Here is a 14,608-nt window from a genome sequence, read left to right as displayed (position 1 = left end):
ATTACGCTGCCGGCGCGGCAGCCAGCAGCTCTTCCGCTGTTTTCGGCTTGCCGACGTTTTTGATTTTGAAAGAGCGGGTCATTTTCTCGTTTCGAGGGATCGCTTTACCCAGCGAGTTCACGTAGCCATACCAGACATCCACCGCCCCATTCGGGTATTTCGCGCGATAGTGAGTCACCGTGCCATCAGCCACATCTTTATCCAGCTGCTGCTGAGCCGTGTCTCCCGGCTTCCAGGCGATCGTCACGGATGTTTCACCGGCGCTCTTTTTGCCCGGGCTGGTTTTATCCCAATCCGCTTCCGGATCATCGAGGTAATCATCCGCTTCATCTTCAACCGTGATTTCACCCGGCTGAAGCTCTTTGATGTCGGCGATTTTCATCCAGGGGGTATCATCGGTGTAATCCGTGACGCTGGTAATTTCAACGCCATCATTCAGGCGACAGAACGTCGTCCCGGCGCCTTTTTCGGGTTTGGTTGGATCTGACATGCTTTACCCTTCTGTGTATTTTATTGAAAAGTACAAATCGAGCGTGCCCCATGGCTGCTCGTCATCGCGGCCGTAGTCAAAACCGGAGCGGTTGCACAGCTCCAGCAGGCCATTGGCGTCGTAATGGGTATCAATGATGTTCAGCACGGACTGGCCAATTTCATCCAGGCTTTGGTCAACCACATTCGACGCCTGGAGATAAATCCGGACCGTCATGGTGGCCTGCCAGGTGATGTCATCAAAGCTGTCCCCGGATGGCGTGCCTTCTGCAATCGAGACCGCCAGCGCCGGAACATCCCCGTCATCATCAAAGCTATTGGGCTCCGGCACTGCGAGGAACAACGGCAGGCCGTTATGAAATGACCGGATCAGGCTTGTCCCGCCGGAATTCATCCCGGCCTCTAAATCTGCCAGGACCTGCTCTCGGATCCGGTTGTTAATGTCCACGTCCCACCTCCCTCCGTACAATCAGCCGGATTTGCTGCCCCATCGCGCTGGACAGCTCCTTCGGCATATCTGTTTTCATCAGTGTCTGGCTGTGGTGTTTAAAGGCCCGGGTGATTTCATTGACGATGGGCACCTTGCACACCTGAATTGGATAACGGCTATCTGAGGTTCGCTGCATGATGTGCCAGCGCCCGTTTTTCAGCCGCTGCAAAAATGCATTCGCAAACTTGTGCCGGCCAACCACGATCGCGGTATTGCCTGAGTGCTGACGCTGGCTGAACCGGCCCCGGCTGTTCCGGCTGACACCGCTGACCTGCATCCGGCCTTTTTTGCGCCGGATTTGGGTTCTGGCGGTAGCAATCGAAATCGCCGGCACATCGAACCGACGTACCCGCACATAAGCCACCGGCATTTTGCCGCTGGCCTTTTTTATCGTGGCCCGGGGCCGGATCACCTTTTGCTTAATCCGAACCGTTTTGGCGGTGTCTTTGACAGACCGGGAAACCGCCCGGGTCGCCACCCGGTTGATCGCCATCGCGCTGGCTTTCGGCACCGCTGACTCTTGCAGGGATGACAGGTTTTTCACCGCCTGGACCAACTCCCGATCCATCTGATTCATAGATTCACCACAAAATTTCCGCCATCCAGATAAGGGCCTGAGGTGACCGTGGCTTTTTTCCCGGTTTTGACGAACTCAATCACGTCCCCTTTGCGAACCCGAACGCCAGAAGACGCCAGGAACGACAGTTTCCGGAGCGCCCCTGACATCGAATCAAACTCGATCGGGGTTTCGTCATAAACGGCTGAAACCGGGTCACCACCGTTCACCCGCACCTGAATCGAAAAAGCCGACCAGATCGTCTGGTCGGCTTTTTCCATCGCCTGGTCAAATCGATTGTCGAACATGCCGCCCCCTTACAGGGTCGCGATAATTACCGCGACTCCGGCTTCAACCGCTTCCATCGCTGTGTCTTCATCCAGATACGGCTCTTCACCGACTTTCAGCAACTTCGGATGGTCGCCGACTTGGCACTGAAACGAGCTCAGCACTTTAACCTGAATCAGTCCTTCATCATTGACCTTGGCCTGAGGCACTCGCTCGTCGTTTAACGACGCGCCGGGCGGAAAATCACCGACACCGACAAGGACTTCTGTCTGATCCTGAACCGGGTTCGCGGCTTCGTTGCTTTCACCACCGGCGTGATCCTCAATGTCAGATGTTTGCGTTTCGGGGCCTGCTTCTTCGTCTTGAGTGATTTCATCATCCGATTCATCCTCACCGGGCAGCTTGGCTTCCAGTTCATCAATCATGGTATTGAGCTGGGTCTCCGTGGACGTATCACGGTAAGGCACATCAGAAATCCCCAGCTCCTGGCACAGCGCATCAATGCGTTTTTTCAGATTGTCTTTACGGCTCATTTTGTTGATCCCATCAAAAATGGGGCGCAAGGCCCCATCCTGTTAATCTCAGCAGGAAAAGGGGTTAGCCCACTTTCACAACCACCACTTTGTTGACATCAATCAGGTACATCGCCGGCGCCGATTCCGTCTTAGTCTGGCGCACCGCCGGGTCACCACCTTCGGTCCAGTCCTTGACGTAGCGCTCTGCCTCGTCAAAGCCCTCAGTCTGGGCAGCCAGATCCTGGATTTGACCATACAAGCGAGCACCACGAACCGCGGTATGCGCCAGGATCAAGTGGAAGTCACGCTGGACTTTTTTAGTGCTGCCATCGCGGTCGATGTACTCTTCGTCAACCACAATGATGGTCACATCACCCAGGTTGCCTTTGATGCTGACAGTTGCACCCAGATCTTTCAGTGCGGTTTCCAGCTGAGATTTGGAGCCGCGGCGGGTTTCAAGCTTGTCATTGAACGACTTAAACTCACACATCAGCGCCCATGTTTTCGGATCGGCGATGATTGTGTTGGTCAGCCCTTCGGACTGGGCCGCCCATTTTTCAATATCGGCGACGATATTGTAGGTCTGGCGATCCTGATTAGCCCACATCGTCGCAGACAACAGGGTGATGTTGTTATCCGGATGCCGCCCGGCATCAATTTCATACGGCTCTTCAATAAATGGGCTATCAATGATTGTTTTACCGTCATACACCATTTCTGCACACATCAGCTCTTCACGGTCGCGCACCGCCTGCTCTTCGATGTCCATATTCTGCATCACGATGGCATTCAATCGTTCACCGGCAGACATGGTGCCCCGCACGGGCTCACCCGGGCGTCGTTTGATGCTCTGGTTTGCGCTGACAATGTGCTTGGATTTCACGTAGGCAGGCTTGAAGGTTGAGGTTTTGAAACCCTGATTGCGATCCGGTGTCGCACCAATCATCGGCGAGCAATAGGCTGCAATCTTGGTCTTGTTCGGGATCATATCCAGGTCGACTTTTTCCGTTTTAAAGGTGTATGACTCACGGAAAAAGAAGCGCATGAAAAAGTTGTCACGACGAATACCGGCTTGCGTAATCGCACCCAGCAGTTCACGTGTAGTGAAATTATCAGGCATAGTTAGCTCTTTCTAAATTCGGAGGGAAACGACTTAGTATTCGTCGTCGACGTACACAGCACTCCCCAGGAATGCTGCGCGTTTAGCTTTTTCGGTGGTGACAGTATCCGGCCAGTTCACAAAACCAATCCGGAATCCCCCTTGGGTATAAATCGTCGAAAGTTGATCCGAACCTGTGTCTGTCACATTGCGGGCCGACATGGCCACCGCCTTACCTGGTGTACCGTCCCACTTCACCAATGCGGCGGTATCCGTGGCATCGAACATCAACGGCGTTCGAGCCGGGAAGGTTTCGCCGGCTTTGATCGTGGCGCGGGTGGTGACGGGAGCACCAATCAAATAATCATCTGGAACGTATTCTGTTACTTCGCTCATTGAGGTTGTCCTTAATCGATACGGGTGTATGAGGCAGCGAGTGCGTTGATATTTTGCTGTTCATCGGTCACATCACCGGAGCTGACATCCTGCCCCAACGGGTCCCCATGTTCGGCAGACAAAGTTTGCAAAGCCGCATTGTTCTGGCTCACGGCGCTCACCGGCGCCGCCGATAGAAAGGCTTTGGCATCTTCAACCGAAATTTTCGGGTTGTTGGCCAGCTGGTGCGCCAGCGCTTCTCGGCCTTTGCTTTCTTCAAGGCCCAGGATCCCCATGCAGCGTTCACGCTCCTGTGTCGCGGGATCGGGGTCGCTTTCCGGGGCTGACGCCTGAGGTGCTGGCGCCGGATTCAGCTCTTCCTGAGTCGGTTCAGTTTCCGCAGCCGGTTGAGGGGCAGCAGCCACTTGTGGTTTCGCAGCTGCGGCAGGTTTCGTTGCATTCTTGTCCGTCATTGCGGCTCCCATATCAAATTTGCTTGATTGCTTGTTGAAAGATTCGGCCATCAGCTGAATCGCATCCAGACCGTTCACGACTTCATCTGCGAAGCCCACGTCGACCGCCGCCTGGCCTTCATAAACCTGCGCTTCGGTCGCCAAAACTTTTTTCACATCAATGCCCATGTATTGCGCGGCCTTGCCGGCAAACATCTGACGGGTTGATTCCGCTTCGCTTTGCCATTTTTCCCGCACTTCTTTGGGGAGTGACTGGTAAGGGTTGCCATCAGATTTATGGTCACCGGCGGTGACCAGGGTGATTTCCACCCCTTGCTGATTGAGCATCTTTTCAAGATTGGTGTGAGCCATGATGACCCCGACCGACCCGGCAATGCCGGTCTGCGTGATCAAACGGCGAGTACAGGCGCTGGCGATCATCTGGCCCGCGCTGCAGTGCATGTCGTAGCCCAGAGACCAAATCGGTTTAACTTTGCGAAGCTCCGCTATTTTGTCCGCCAGATCAAAACACCCGGCGACCATGCCGCCGGGCGTGTTCATATCCAGCATGAGAGCTTTAACCTCCGGATCACTCACCGCTTCGGTGAGGCGGTACATAATGCCGTCATAGCCGGTCATGCCTGAATACGGCTTCACGTGGCCGTATTTATGCACCAGGGAGCCATCAATCGGGATCACCGCAATGCCATTCACCACCTGGTAACTGCGATTGCTGGCACGGCCGCGACTAAAGCCGGAAGCGACTTTTTCCATCTCCTGCTCGCGCAACACAACCCCGTCGGTATCCGTCAGTTGCACCACGTTGCCCAGGCGCTGACTCAATGCCGAGAAGAATACCCGGGCATACCCCGCTTCCAGCGCCAGCGGCCGGTTAAAGGTGTTGCTGATCAGATGTTGTAAGCTATTCATTTGGGCTCTCGTTTGGGTTGTCCGGCGCAAGCGCCTGCAATTTCACCCAGCTTGGGGGCGGTAGACCTTGCGACTTGCGCTCTTGCATTTCCGCCACCTGCTGCTCGAACGTTTCCTGATAATCCTCACCCAGCAACGCCAGCTCTTTCTCGTAAGTCGAAAGCCCGCCTTCAATCCGAAGAATCGCTTCCTTAACCTCTTTCAGGCCATCAATGGCCAGGCGTCCGGAGCCAATCCAGTCGCATTTGGTCCAGGCATGGCGGCGATCATAGAAACCAAACCGCGCTTTGCTCGGCAGCGTGATGTACCGGCGAAGCAACATTTCCTCAAACAACAGGGTGAAAATTTGGCTGGCGAACCTGTTGGCAATAATTTTTCGGCGCCCCATGAAGTAGCGCCAGGAATCGTTGTGGGCAGCACGGATCGTGCTGTAAGACATTTGCGCGTAATTTTTCGATAGCTGGGCATAGTCAACCCCGATCCCGGCCGCGATGTAACGGATAATCGACTGCTCCAACGCAGCGAACCCGTTGTCCGCATTGCCGGCGCTGTGCAGGTTAATTTTGTCTCCTGGCATCAGGTGAGGCAGTTTCACCCCATTGAACTTCACTTCATTGGAGGCGTAGTAATCCCCGTATGCCATCAGCATCTTCCCGATTGCACCGTCCTGCTTGGATGCACCGAACATAAACTCCATGGCCTGATCAGTTCCCAATTCAGACTCGATGCTGGCGGCATACATGGCGTTGACCACCGCGCGCTGTAAGGTGGTGTTTTGCAGAGTGTCGAGCATTTTCAACTGCTCCAGACTCGACATGAACCGGTTCACACCACGGCACTGGCCGCCTTCAGACGGCTCGAAAACATGAATGAATCCGAGGCGACCTGACTTGGTGTATTTCGGGATCCGGCGCCACTGCTTCGGCACCCCGAAATTATCCGCCCCTTCTTCAATATGAAATGCCACCGCTTCACCGTGGCGATTGAAATCCATCCCGCCACGCCGTTCCGGCTTATCCATGGCGTAGTGAGGATTGTTCACCTTCCGGGGAGAGACCATGCGGATACAGGTTGAAAACGGCGAATGATTCCGGTCAATCCACTCCGGTTTCGCCATAATTTCACCAGAAGAGGCATGGGTCTCGGTCGACTCACGCATCATCATGGTGAAGGTGCGGCGCCCCTCGGCATCAATAAAACAGTTCGGGTCTTCGGCAATATCGCGAAATACCGCCTCCACTTCCCGGACAAACCCCTTGTCCGGTTTGATGCCGAGCAGCAGCCAGTTTGGTTTATAACTGAGACGAAATTCTGAGCCGATGATGTGGTCTTTGTGCAGCTGGATACCGTTCGCGGCAATGCCGTTATTGCGGATCACATCATCGGTTCGAGCGTTGGCCTGCTTCATAACAGGCAGCAAAGCGGCATCCACCGATTTTGACGGCGGATGCCAGTCTCGCATCTGACCACCAAACCCTGAACCGCCAGCTCTGAACACCGCCTCTCTTAATGGTGTCTGACCATCTGCGGCCAACAGTCCGGTGTTTTTCATCAGAATCCGACTCCTGCAGGACGGCGGCGCCGAACGTTGGTGATGCCTAATTGCGCCTTGAGATCGTCGATATAGGCACGCAACTCATGCACGTTCGCCCGGTTGTACTCTACCCGGCGGTCCCCTTTCTGGATGGATACCGCCATGGTACCGGTCTGGATCTGGTGGTAAGCGTGCTCCGCTTCACTCAGTCTTTCTTGTAAACTCATTATCCACCTTTCAGTCGGGCGGCCAGTTCAGCGATGCTGGGGCCGGAGGATTGTTGCGCTTGCACCGGCGCTGGCTCATTGAGCTCCAGGCCGAATTTTTGAATCAGGATATTGAGCGCCGCATAGGCGTAGTTCCAGCCATCGAGCGCTTCATCAAATGGGTGATATTGCTTTATCCAGCGCCAGACCTGGCGACCGGACTTGTTGTGCTCCAGCTTTTTATTGGCAGAGCACAACTGCTTGAAAAACTCATCGCCGGCTATCTCATCATCCAGCGGAAAGTGAACGCATCCCGGCACCGGCTCGTTGCCTTTGGGTGTCAGGCACAATCGGCTGTATAGCCGTTGCTTGATACCGTCGGTACCGAGGCGGGTCAGGTACACTTTTTTACTGTTTTTCTTGCGCGGGAAATTCTGGATCGGCTTGCCGTATTGGTTTTCGCCCTGGATTGGGATCACCCTAAGCACCCCATGGGTTCGGCTCATTTCGTATACATCATCGGTCTTGTGACCCATGGCATCCCAGCACCAAAGCTGGACGTCCATTTCGTCACCGTTGCGCTTTTTGTAGGTCTTGTTTAAGTCCTTGCCAATGGTGTCTTTCAGCACCTGGCTTGAGAGGTCGCCAAGCCGGACAATATGTGCAACCAGCCAGCACTCTTCACCTGCACCCCAGGCCCAGACAAACAGCTCCACCCGATCATCCTGGGTATCGATGCCACCCGTCAGGGCAACGGCTCGATCAGGCACCGGGTTACTTCTTCGCTCGCCGGACCACCAAATCTCACGCCGGGCCTTGAGCTGCTCCCAATCAAGCTTGTCGCCGTTTTCCCCTTCCCACAGTTCACCGAGGATCAGGTTGATAAACGTCTTGAGCTTGGCCGGGTCCTTTCTTTTATGCAGGTACTCCCGAACCAAGCCGACCCAACCATCGGTCATCGTGGTGTTGTAAGCGGCCCAGCAGTGGATCCCGACGCTAACCGGCGTACCCACCGGGTTGTCATCCCCATCGAAAAAATGGATCCCATCTTTGGTCCAGGTGAAGTCCTCAGCCATCCAGCGGCCGGCCTTCTCCATTTTCAGCAAATCACGATAGTAAATTGGGTGTTCACACCCGATGCACCGGTAATGTGCGGTCCGGGCTTTTTTCTCGATGGACGGTTGGTCATTGTCCCATTTGAAACCATGCTTGGTTTCGGCGCTGCCCCACTCGAGCACCTGTTCGTGGCCACACTGAGGGTGAGGACAAGGGAGATAGAACCGAAAGGTCAGCTCCATCTCTTTCATCAGTTTTTCGATATGGGATTCACCGGCATTGGTCGGCGTCGTTCCCCAGCGCTCCATCGGGAACGCGGCACCTTCAAGGCGGGTGCGAGCCAGAGAAATCGGGTCCCCTTCTTTGCCCAGCTCCCAGTCCCAGCCATCGACCTCATCGCCAAATAACGCCGCCTTGGTGATCCGCCGCATGTTCTTCGGTGTGGCGGCGCCCAAAATATCGAGGATCCAACCGAGACCGACTTTCTTTTTGGTGGTGTTGTTTTGGTCCCGGGCAAACAGGAACGGGAATATCCGCCGCATGATCGGCATCTCTTCCCAGGCCCCGTCTATTTCATCAATGCAGAACCCTTTGGCATCATCGTCCGTGGGTTGATAAATCACGGTGTTGGTTTTGAACTGGTGCAGCATGCAGGTAACGGCTGCCACCAACATTTTCGACCAACCGATCCGTGCTGATTTCTGGAAAGCTAACCGGCGAATCGACCGGTTACACATCATGTTCAGAATCGCGATTTGAAATGGCAGTGTTACCCAGGCCCCTTCATCCTGAGAGGATCCGGCGGCCAGGCGATAGTGTTCATTCGCCCACTCAGTTCCACTCACTGGTGGTGTCCGCTTCATCCCCGACAAGCCACGCTGGACCGCCGAATGGATCGCCGTCCATGTAATCTGAGAAATCTGGTCGAACATCCGCACACTCATTTGACGCAGCGGCTATTTCCGCCTCTAAAACCTCAACCGCCTCAGGCGGCATGTCCGGCCATACTTTTTTCATTTTGGGGAGCAGACCATCCAGGCGGGACGTTAATCGCGAGCTGACTTGCTGCAAGGTATCGACAATGATCTGCAGCGGACCATATGATTTTTCAAACAGCACTCGCTTCGCCCGCTTCATGGCGATCGTTTCGCGCTTGTCTTCATTCGCCAGCCGCTTCTTTTCCAGTTCCAGATCTTCTTCCGGGTTTTCTGCCGGCGTTTCCGGTTTTGATTCGGCCTGTTTGGCCTGTGATTTGTAGCTGATATAAGCGTGATTACACGCCAGAGGATCCATGCCATTCCGCCCCTTGGCAGCAGGCAAGATCCCTTGACTCATAAGGTTTCTGACCTGTCTTTCGCTAATTCCAAGGAGCTTGGCAATATCCGACTGAGTAAACTTTTTGTCGGGATTGAATATGCTGCTCATTCATGGTTAAAAACCGGAAACCGGAAACCTCCAAAATCAAAAAAAATTTTTAACGAGGGCTTTTCTGCGAGGTCCCGCCCCCGTGGTAATGCCGGATCGCCCAAAGGACCCGCTTACCAATGCTGGACGAGGCCACGATCTCACCATGTCGAACACAACCTGTAATCCAGAAGCGTCACCAACCGGCTGCTGTTCTCATCTGTCTGACCTCAGGTCGTAACCTCTCAATCCTTCTGGAATTCAAGAAAGAAGGCCGATGGTAATTGGTTTCCGTAACGATACTCACGCCTGATCCGTGCTTCGTTACCCGCCCGCTTGGGAGTTAATGGGTCATATCGGCTCTCCTCTATGTAATGAAGTCTTTTGCTCATGGGTATGGGGTGCGACAGCGGTCTCACCCCATACCCATCAACAAAAAAGCCCGGTGGTTCACCGGGCTCTATCACAGAACAGCCACTGGCCTAAGGCGGCTCTACGCATTGGCGCAGCTGTTCTATATAGGTGGTTATCTGTGCCATCTCACTCGTTGGCACGATAAACACCCCCTCTTGTGTATCATGTATCGTCTGGTTCAGTACCGGCTGGGTCGCCACGCACGGGGGCGCTGGGGTTGTCGGAGTTCCCACGCACCCGACCAAACTGCCGCAGATAGCCAGCAGGATCAGCCTTGGCCTGTGACAACCGCTCTTGACGCTCTTCATAGGCATCCCTTCGTTTCACTTGCGCGAACAGCTCCAGCATCAGCACCAACAACTTCAGCGCTGTCGCTCCCATCTACATCCCCGCGTTCTTCGAGTGCTTATAGTTCCCGGCGAGATAATTCCATCCCACAGCAAACCACCAGGGCCAACGCCGCTTTAACTCTTCCGGAACGTGGGCGTCCACCTGAGCGATCAGGCCAGTTAAAACCCCGAGGAACGCAACCGCGCGCCCTAACCACGCCGTGGACGACTCAGCCGACATTGCTGCCTCACTGGCTGAAACCGGCAGTGCCACACACAACATCCCGACAACGGCGGCCATAGCGACGAGCATTTTCTTAAACACCTTCACTCACTACATCTCCTTTGCTTATCTGGCCAATTCAAGTGGGCCATAACACTTTGGATAGGTGCGGCTGTGAGGGCTGGACTCCTGCCATCATTGATTTCCCCCGGCCGCAAATTCTTACCGCTTAATGGCGGATGATTTCGAGCTCCCACTCTTGGCCGCCCAACAGCTCCATCAATCGGCCAAAAGCGTATCGGCTGTTTGCGACTCCCCATCGCGCCGAGTGAAAATCAGTGCCTGGGGCAATGCAGCCTTCGACTTCTTCCGGGAAGTTCGCCACATGGATCAGGCAGTGGGTCCGTTGCGACGGCCCTTTCACCGTCACGCCCAGGTCGGGGTTCTCCAGGACAAACCCTTCACCAAAACGCGGTGAGTGATTCGGCTTCACCCGGTACACCCCAGGCGGAACACAGCTTTTATTTTTGCGGTTGCTCAACCATTCCCGTTCGACCGTCTTGCAAATCACTTCCCCGTTCGAAAACAACTCTCCGAACGTGCCGACACCCGGGATGGATTTCGTGATCAGGGTTAATCTAGGTAAAGATTTCACTTCGCTCATGGCTGCTCCACTTCATTTACCACGCGGCGCTCCCGCTCCATTGAATGTTTCAGTAATTCATGGTTCTTATGCTTGTAATACCAACTCAGCACAAACGACAGAACGCCAAGCACAATCCCCACGAGTACCCCCCACTCCTGCACTGTGAACAGACTAAAAAACGTCGACCAACCCGCCCAAAAGCGAGTGGAGCCGGTCGAGATCTCTTCAGCCCTGACGGTGACAGGAAAAGCTGACCACCACACAGCGACTCTCTTTAACATGCTTTTCATTTCGTCTTGCATGATGATCAAAAAAGGCACCTCACGGTGCCCCCTCAAACAATGAATTGTATTTCCTGAATTTCAGGCATAAAAAAACCGCCAAGTTGGCGGTTCATCAAGAATCTGTACATTTATCCATACTAGATATATATACACTAATATGCCCCGTTTTTATTTTCAAGCGCTTTTTTGAACATCGTCCGGGCTAATTGATCATAGCTGACTAACTGAGCCCGAATACTATCGACATGCGGTTGCCAGGCCGACCAGTGATTCTGATAATACCGCTGGCGTTTTTTCCAAAACGACTCGGAGAAGTCATCCTTCTCTTTACAATCGAACTCCACCAGCGCGGCAATCAATGCAGAACGTGTCGACACGGGTTGATATTGCAGCTCTGAGTTGTGATACCTTACATCGGCGCCTGAGGTCTGCTCCAACGCCAAACCACCAGCAATGAGTGGGACCAATGTTTCTACCCGCCTAAACGTTCGTTCCTGTATGAAAACGCCATGCCCGGCCAACTTCATTGCCCAGTCATGAAGCAGGTGGCAAAACAAACGCTGTCGATTTTCCTGAGCGTTCCAATAGGGTGAAGAATATGCAAACAGACTCCAGTCAGCCAGATGAGGGGATACTTTTTCAATCTCATCGATAACGGCTAAGACTTTCGCACCGTCTATTCTTGATGCGATCTCCATGTCAGCAGCACCGAAGCCGCCACCACCAACACCGTGATTGTATTTGGCCTTAATGCCTTCAGTCGCCATCCCAATAGCCGCCGGCATAGCCCATTTCTCGATATTTGTGATTAGCCCCATAACGCCCCCCTTCTCCAAATAAGAAGATCATACCTGTTCATAAAAACAGTATCAAACCACTCACACACCAAGAATCTCTCATCTCAACGCATCTCGGTTGTGTGAACGAGACAGAAACTGCTCCCTTTACTCAGGGCATCTCACCTTATTCCACTGAAAAATAAAGGGTTTGTTTTCCGTCGGTGAGTATTGATGAGGCCTGGTTATACGCACATGCTTGTTTTGACCAAAAGTAAAACCGTGCACAACTATCAAATTTGGACATAAGCAATTGATACTTAATGTTAAATTGCTATCATATTAATCAATAAGGTATGCGTATTATCGAGCATGCTGCCTAGTACTCTGTTAAAAATTCAAATGAACTCCATGTCTAAATCAATCGAAGAATATGATTTTGACTGGTTATTTCGAGCAAGCGTAGAACTCCACCATTTTTATATTTAACTCAAGGAATGCATATGGGTTGGCTAGATAAAGCTAAAAAGGTAGCAGAACAAGCAAAGGGAACAATAGCAGAAGTCAATACTGAAACCATAAAGCAGCGGGCAAAAGAGATTTCCAGTGACACCGTTTCAGGGATATCTGAAAAGTCCTCACAAGTGTTGAGTACAGCGAAAGATACTTTATCGAATGTAGACACCGAACAAATCTTAACTGACGCCAAGGCTAGTGCTGTTGGGCTTTCAGAAAAAGGGCAAACCATCGCTTCAGACAGCCTTCAAAAATCTAAAGATGCCATCGCAAATATCGACTGGGAGCAGGTTACAGACATCAAGCACCAATCAGCCAATATCGCTGAATATTGGCAGAGCGGTACAGAAAAACTTAATCAGATAGCTCGCTCAACTCTGGAAATTGATAAAGACACCATGCAGATGGTAAACGATCTCCAAGGGCGTCTCCCCGTTCCGGCAGAGACGATGGACGATATTTTCACCCAGTGCCGTGACGTAGCAATTCATCGAGCCACAGCGGCGTTCTTTCTGGCCGGTGCTACTGAAGCTATTGATAGAAACTCTTCGGAAAAGTACGAAAACCTGCACGAAAGTTACAAAGAATACGGTGATCGCGTAGGTGGGCACAATATTCGAAGTCATGAGAATTTCTCGAATATGCAAGACCAACGTGCTAATGCGAGGAGCTCATTCAGTACACTCGAAGATGGCTATAACAAAGAAGATATCCTCAACGCCTATGATGCTGATATTGAACACGTAATAGCAGCGAAAGAGGTCTATGGCTCAACATTGCTCCGTTCGGGTACAAAAGACCAAGAGTTGATTGATGCCATTAACAACAAAGATAACCTGATCTTCACCAATAGTTCAGTGAACCGGTCCAAGGGGTCGGTCTCGTTGTCGGATTTTCTTGAGAGATCGGAACCCCACCCAACCAAACCAGGGGTCAGAACCATCTCGATCAATGGTGAAACCCATGAAGTCAACGAGGCAGACTGCCAGGAGGCGTTGAAGAAAGCCCAAACAGGTCTCGCCGCGCATAAAGCTTCTGCCGCCCTAGAAATTGGCGCTACTGCTGCCAAAACCGGTGCGACAATGGCAGTGCAGCAGGTAGTGGGGATGATGGTCGTTGAAACCATAGATATCTTCATGGATGAATTGCAGCGATTCAGCAAGGAGTTCAAGCTCTTTGATGAGAAAGGGCTTGTTGGCAACGTGCAAGAACTCAACCAACGTCTATCCCAAAAACTTAACCAGCGATTTGAAGAGCGGCAGATCTGGGCTAAAGCGAGGGAGTTGGGAGTAGAGGCCGGGGTAAGCGGCGCTCTGAGCGTTATCCCGCAAATCTTGATCTCAACACTCACAAGACTACCAGCCTTTGCGCTTGGTCTAATACGAGAAGGAACATTAAGTTGTGTCCGAAGTGCTAGAGTACTGGCAAGCAATGATCCGAATAAGCTTCAGTCGATCAGTATCATCATGGCCAGCACAGCCTCTGCGGTGGTCGGTCTGTATGTTAGCCGGGTCATTAGCACCAGCATCGCGGGCGTACCATTGTTAAACCGGTTCAACAACCAAATCACAGCGATTCTATCAGGGGTACTGGTGACAGCAGTGCCTCTGATCGCTATTTACGTATTTGACCAAAACAAGAAGCGACTTGCTTTCTCATTAGGCAATAAGGAAGCCCCCTTGTTGGAGGGGCCAAACCCTGATCCAGCCTGATTAAAAACACAACCGGCTGCTATTTTTCGGGGGGATTACCCCCTGCTCTCGGGCCCAGTACTGAGACGCGCCGCTGGCTACCATCCCCATGATAGCCGGCGGGTTACTGGCTAAAGTCGAGACAACATTTGATCGCGTTATTGTTTTTAGATCAACAGCTTGCCTTGATGTTCCTCGCCATGGATACTGAAGCTATGTTTGGCTAATAAATGCCATAGACAGATTGTGACATGTTCGCCTCCAGTGATTTCGTCATCAGACTTACCAAGCGTGTCATTGTCTGATGAGAGGGAGTCTGTGGCTGCGCACCATAG

The 14,608-nt window shown here is 52.7% G+C and carries 18 protein-coding genes; 1 reads left to right on the top strand and 17 read right to left on the bottom strand.

Going from position 1 to position 14,608, the window contains the following annotated elements:
• Window position 1 precedes the first annotated feature (1 nt).
• The 17 genes from NNL38_RS07160 to NNL38_RS07080 all read right to left on the bottom strand — a co-directional run bounded on the left by NNL38_RS07160 (window position 2) and on the right by NNL38_RS07080 (window position 12,108).
• The gene (locus NNL38_RS07160) at window positions 2-490 is read right to left on the bottom strand and encodes a phage tail tube protein (protein WP_255390322.1); all 489 of its coding nucleotides are present in this window, start codon (window positions 488-490) and stop codon (window positions 2-4) included.
• 3 nt (window positions 491-493) lie between these two features.
• On the bottom strand, window positions 494-937 hold the full coding sequence (gene gpU / locus NNL38_RS07155) for a phage tail terminator protein (protein WP_255390321.1): 444 nt from the start codon (window positions 935-937) through the stop codon (window positions 494-496).
• On the bottom strand, window positions 927-1,556 hold the full coding sequence (locus NNL38_RS07150) for a phage tail protein (RefSeq protein WP_255390320.1): 630 nt from the start codon (window positions 1,554-1,556) through the stop codon (window positions 927-929). Before NNL38_RS07150 ends, gpU begins: the two co-directional genes overlap by 11 nt.
• A complete protein-coding gene (locus NNL38_RS07145; protein WP_255390319.1) occupies window positions 1,553-1,843 on the bottom strand; it encodes a head-tail joining protein in 291 nt (96 codons plus the stop codon). The genes NNL38_RS07150 and NNL38_RS07145 overlap by 4 nt, the downstream gene beginning before the upstream one ends.
• 9 nt (window positions 1,844-1,852) lie before the next feature.
• Window positions 1,853-2,356: a hypothetical protein gene (locus NNL38_RS07140; RefSeq protein ID WP_255390318.1), complete on the bottom strand. Its 504-nt coding sequence runs from the start codon at window positions 2,354-2,356 to the stop codon at window positions 1,853-1,855.
• Window positions 2,357-2,420: 64 nt separating this feature from the next.
• Window positions 2,421-3,458, bottom strand: coding sequence for a major capsid protein (locus tag NNL38_RS07135; RefSeq protein ID WP_255390317.1), 1,038 nt, complete (start codon window positions 3,456-3,458; stop codon window positions 2,421-2,423).
• Between the two features lie 33 nt (window positions 3,459-3,491).
• Window positions 3,492-3,833 (bottom strand): head decoration protein, encoded by a 342-nt coding sequence (locus NNL38_RS07130; RefSeq protein WP_255390316.1) that lies wholly within the window; start codon window positions 3,831-3,833, stop codon window positions 3,492-3,494.
• 11 nt (window positions 3,834-3,844) lie between these two features.
• A complete protein-coding gene (locus tag NNL38_RS07125; protein ID WP_255390315.1) occupies window positions 3,845-5,194 on the bottom strand; it encodes a S49 family peptidase in 1,350 nt (449 codons plus the stop codon).
• Window positions 5,187-6,746, bottom strand: coding sequence for a phage portal protein (locus NNL38_RS07120; protein WP_255390314.1), 1,560 nt, complete (start codon window positions 6,744-6,746; stop codon window positions 5,187-5,189). Before NNL38_RS07120 ends, NNL38_RS07125 begins: the two co-directional genes overlap by 8 nt.
• The gene (locus tag NNL38_RS07115) at window positions 6,746-6,955 is read right to left on the bottom strand and encodes a phage head-tail joining protein (protein WP_255390313.1); all 210 of its coding nucleotides are present in this window, start codon (window positions 6,953-6,955) and stop codon (window positions 6,746-6,748) included. The genes NNL38_RS07120 and NNL38_RS07115 overlap by 1 nt, the downstream gene beginning before the upstream one ends.
• Window positions 6,955-8,835: a terminase gpA endonuclease subunit gene (locus tag NNL38_RS07110; protein ID WP_255390312.1), complete on the bottom strand. Its 1,881-nt coding sequence runs from the start codon at window positions 8,833-8,835 to the stop codon at window positions 6,955-6,957. The genes NNL38_RS07115 and NNL38_RS07110 overlap by 1 nt, the downstream gene beginning before the upstream one ends.
• The gene (locus NNL38_RS07105) at window positions 8,822-9,415 is read right to left on the bottom strand and encodes a hypothetical protein (RefSeq protein ID WP_255390311.1); all 594 of its coding nucleotides are present in this window, start codon (window positions 9,413-9,415) and stop codon (window positions 8,822-8,824) included. Before NNL38_RS07105 ends, NNL38_RS07110 begins: the two co-directional genes overlap by 14 nt.
• Window positions 9,416-9,970: 555 nt before the next feature.
• On the bottom strand, window positions 9,971-10,189 hold the full coding sequence (locus NNL38_RS07100) for a hypothetical protein (protein ID WP_255390310.1): 219 nt from the start codon (window positions 10,187-10,189) through the stop codon (window positions 9,971-9,973).
• Window positions 10,190-10,468, bottom strand: a complete 279-nt coding sequence (locus NNL38_RS07095; protein WP_255390309.1) for a hypothetical protein — start codon at window positions 10,466-10,468, stop codon at window positions 10,190-10,192.
• Between the two features lie 121 nt (window positions 10,469-10,589).
• Complete coding sequence (locus NNL38_RS07090; RefSeq protein WP_255390308.1) at window positions 10,590-11,024, bottom strand: DUF5675 family protein; 435 nt, start codon at window positions 11,022-11,024, stop codon at window positions 10,590-10,592.
• The gene (locus NNL38_RS07085; RefSeq protein WP_255390588.1) at window positions 11,021-11,308 is read right to left on the bottom strand and encodes an HP1 family phage holin; all 288 of its coding nucleotides are present in this window, start codon (window positions 11,306-11,308) and stop codon (window positions 11,021-11,023) included. Before NNL38_RS07085 ends, NNL38_RS07090 begins: the two co-directional genes overlap by 4 nt.
• A 134-nt stretch (window positions 11,309-11,442) precedes the next feature.
• A complete protein-coding gene (locus tag NNL38_RS07080; RefSeq protein WP_255390307.1) occupies window positions 11,443-12,108 on the bottom strand; it encodes a hypothetical protein in 666 nt (221 codons plus the stop codon).
• Window positions 12,109-12,569: 461 nt separating this feature from the next.
• Here NNL38_RS07080 and NNL38_RS07075 point away from each other — a divergent pair, with 461 nt between their 5' ends.
• Window positions 12,570-14,294, top strand: a complete 1,725-nt coding sequence (locus NNL38_RS07075) for a hypothetical protein (protein WP_255390306.1) — start codon at window positions 12,570-12,572, stop codon at window positions 14,292-14,294.
• The last annotated feature ends 314 nt before the right edge of the window (window positions 14,295-14,608 follow it).

This window comes from Photobacterium atrarenae (assembly GCF_024380015.1).
Lineage (GTDB): Bacteria > Pseudomonadota > Gammaproteobacteria > Enterobacterales > Vibrionaceae > Photobacterium > Photobacterium atrarenae.
The sequence above is the reverse complement of the archived record's forward strand: the minus strand, read 5'-3'. Positions and strand labels throughout refer to the sequence as shown.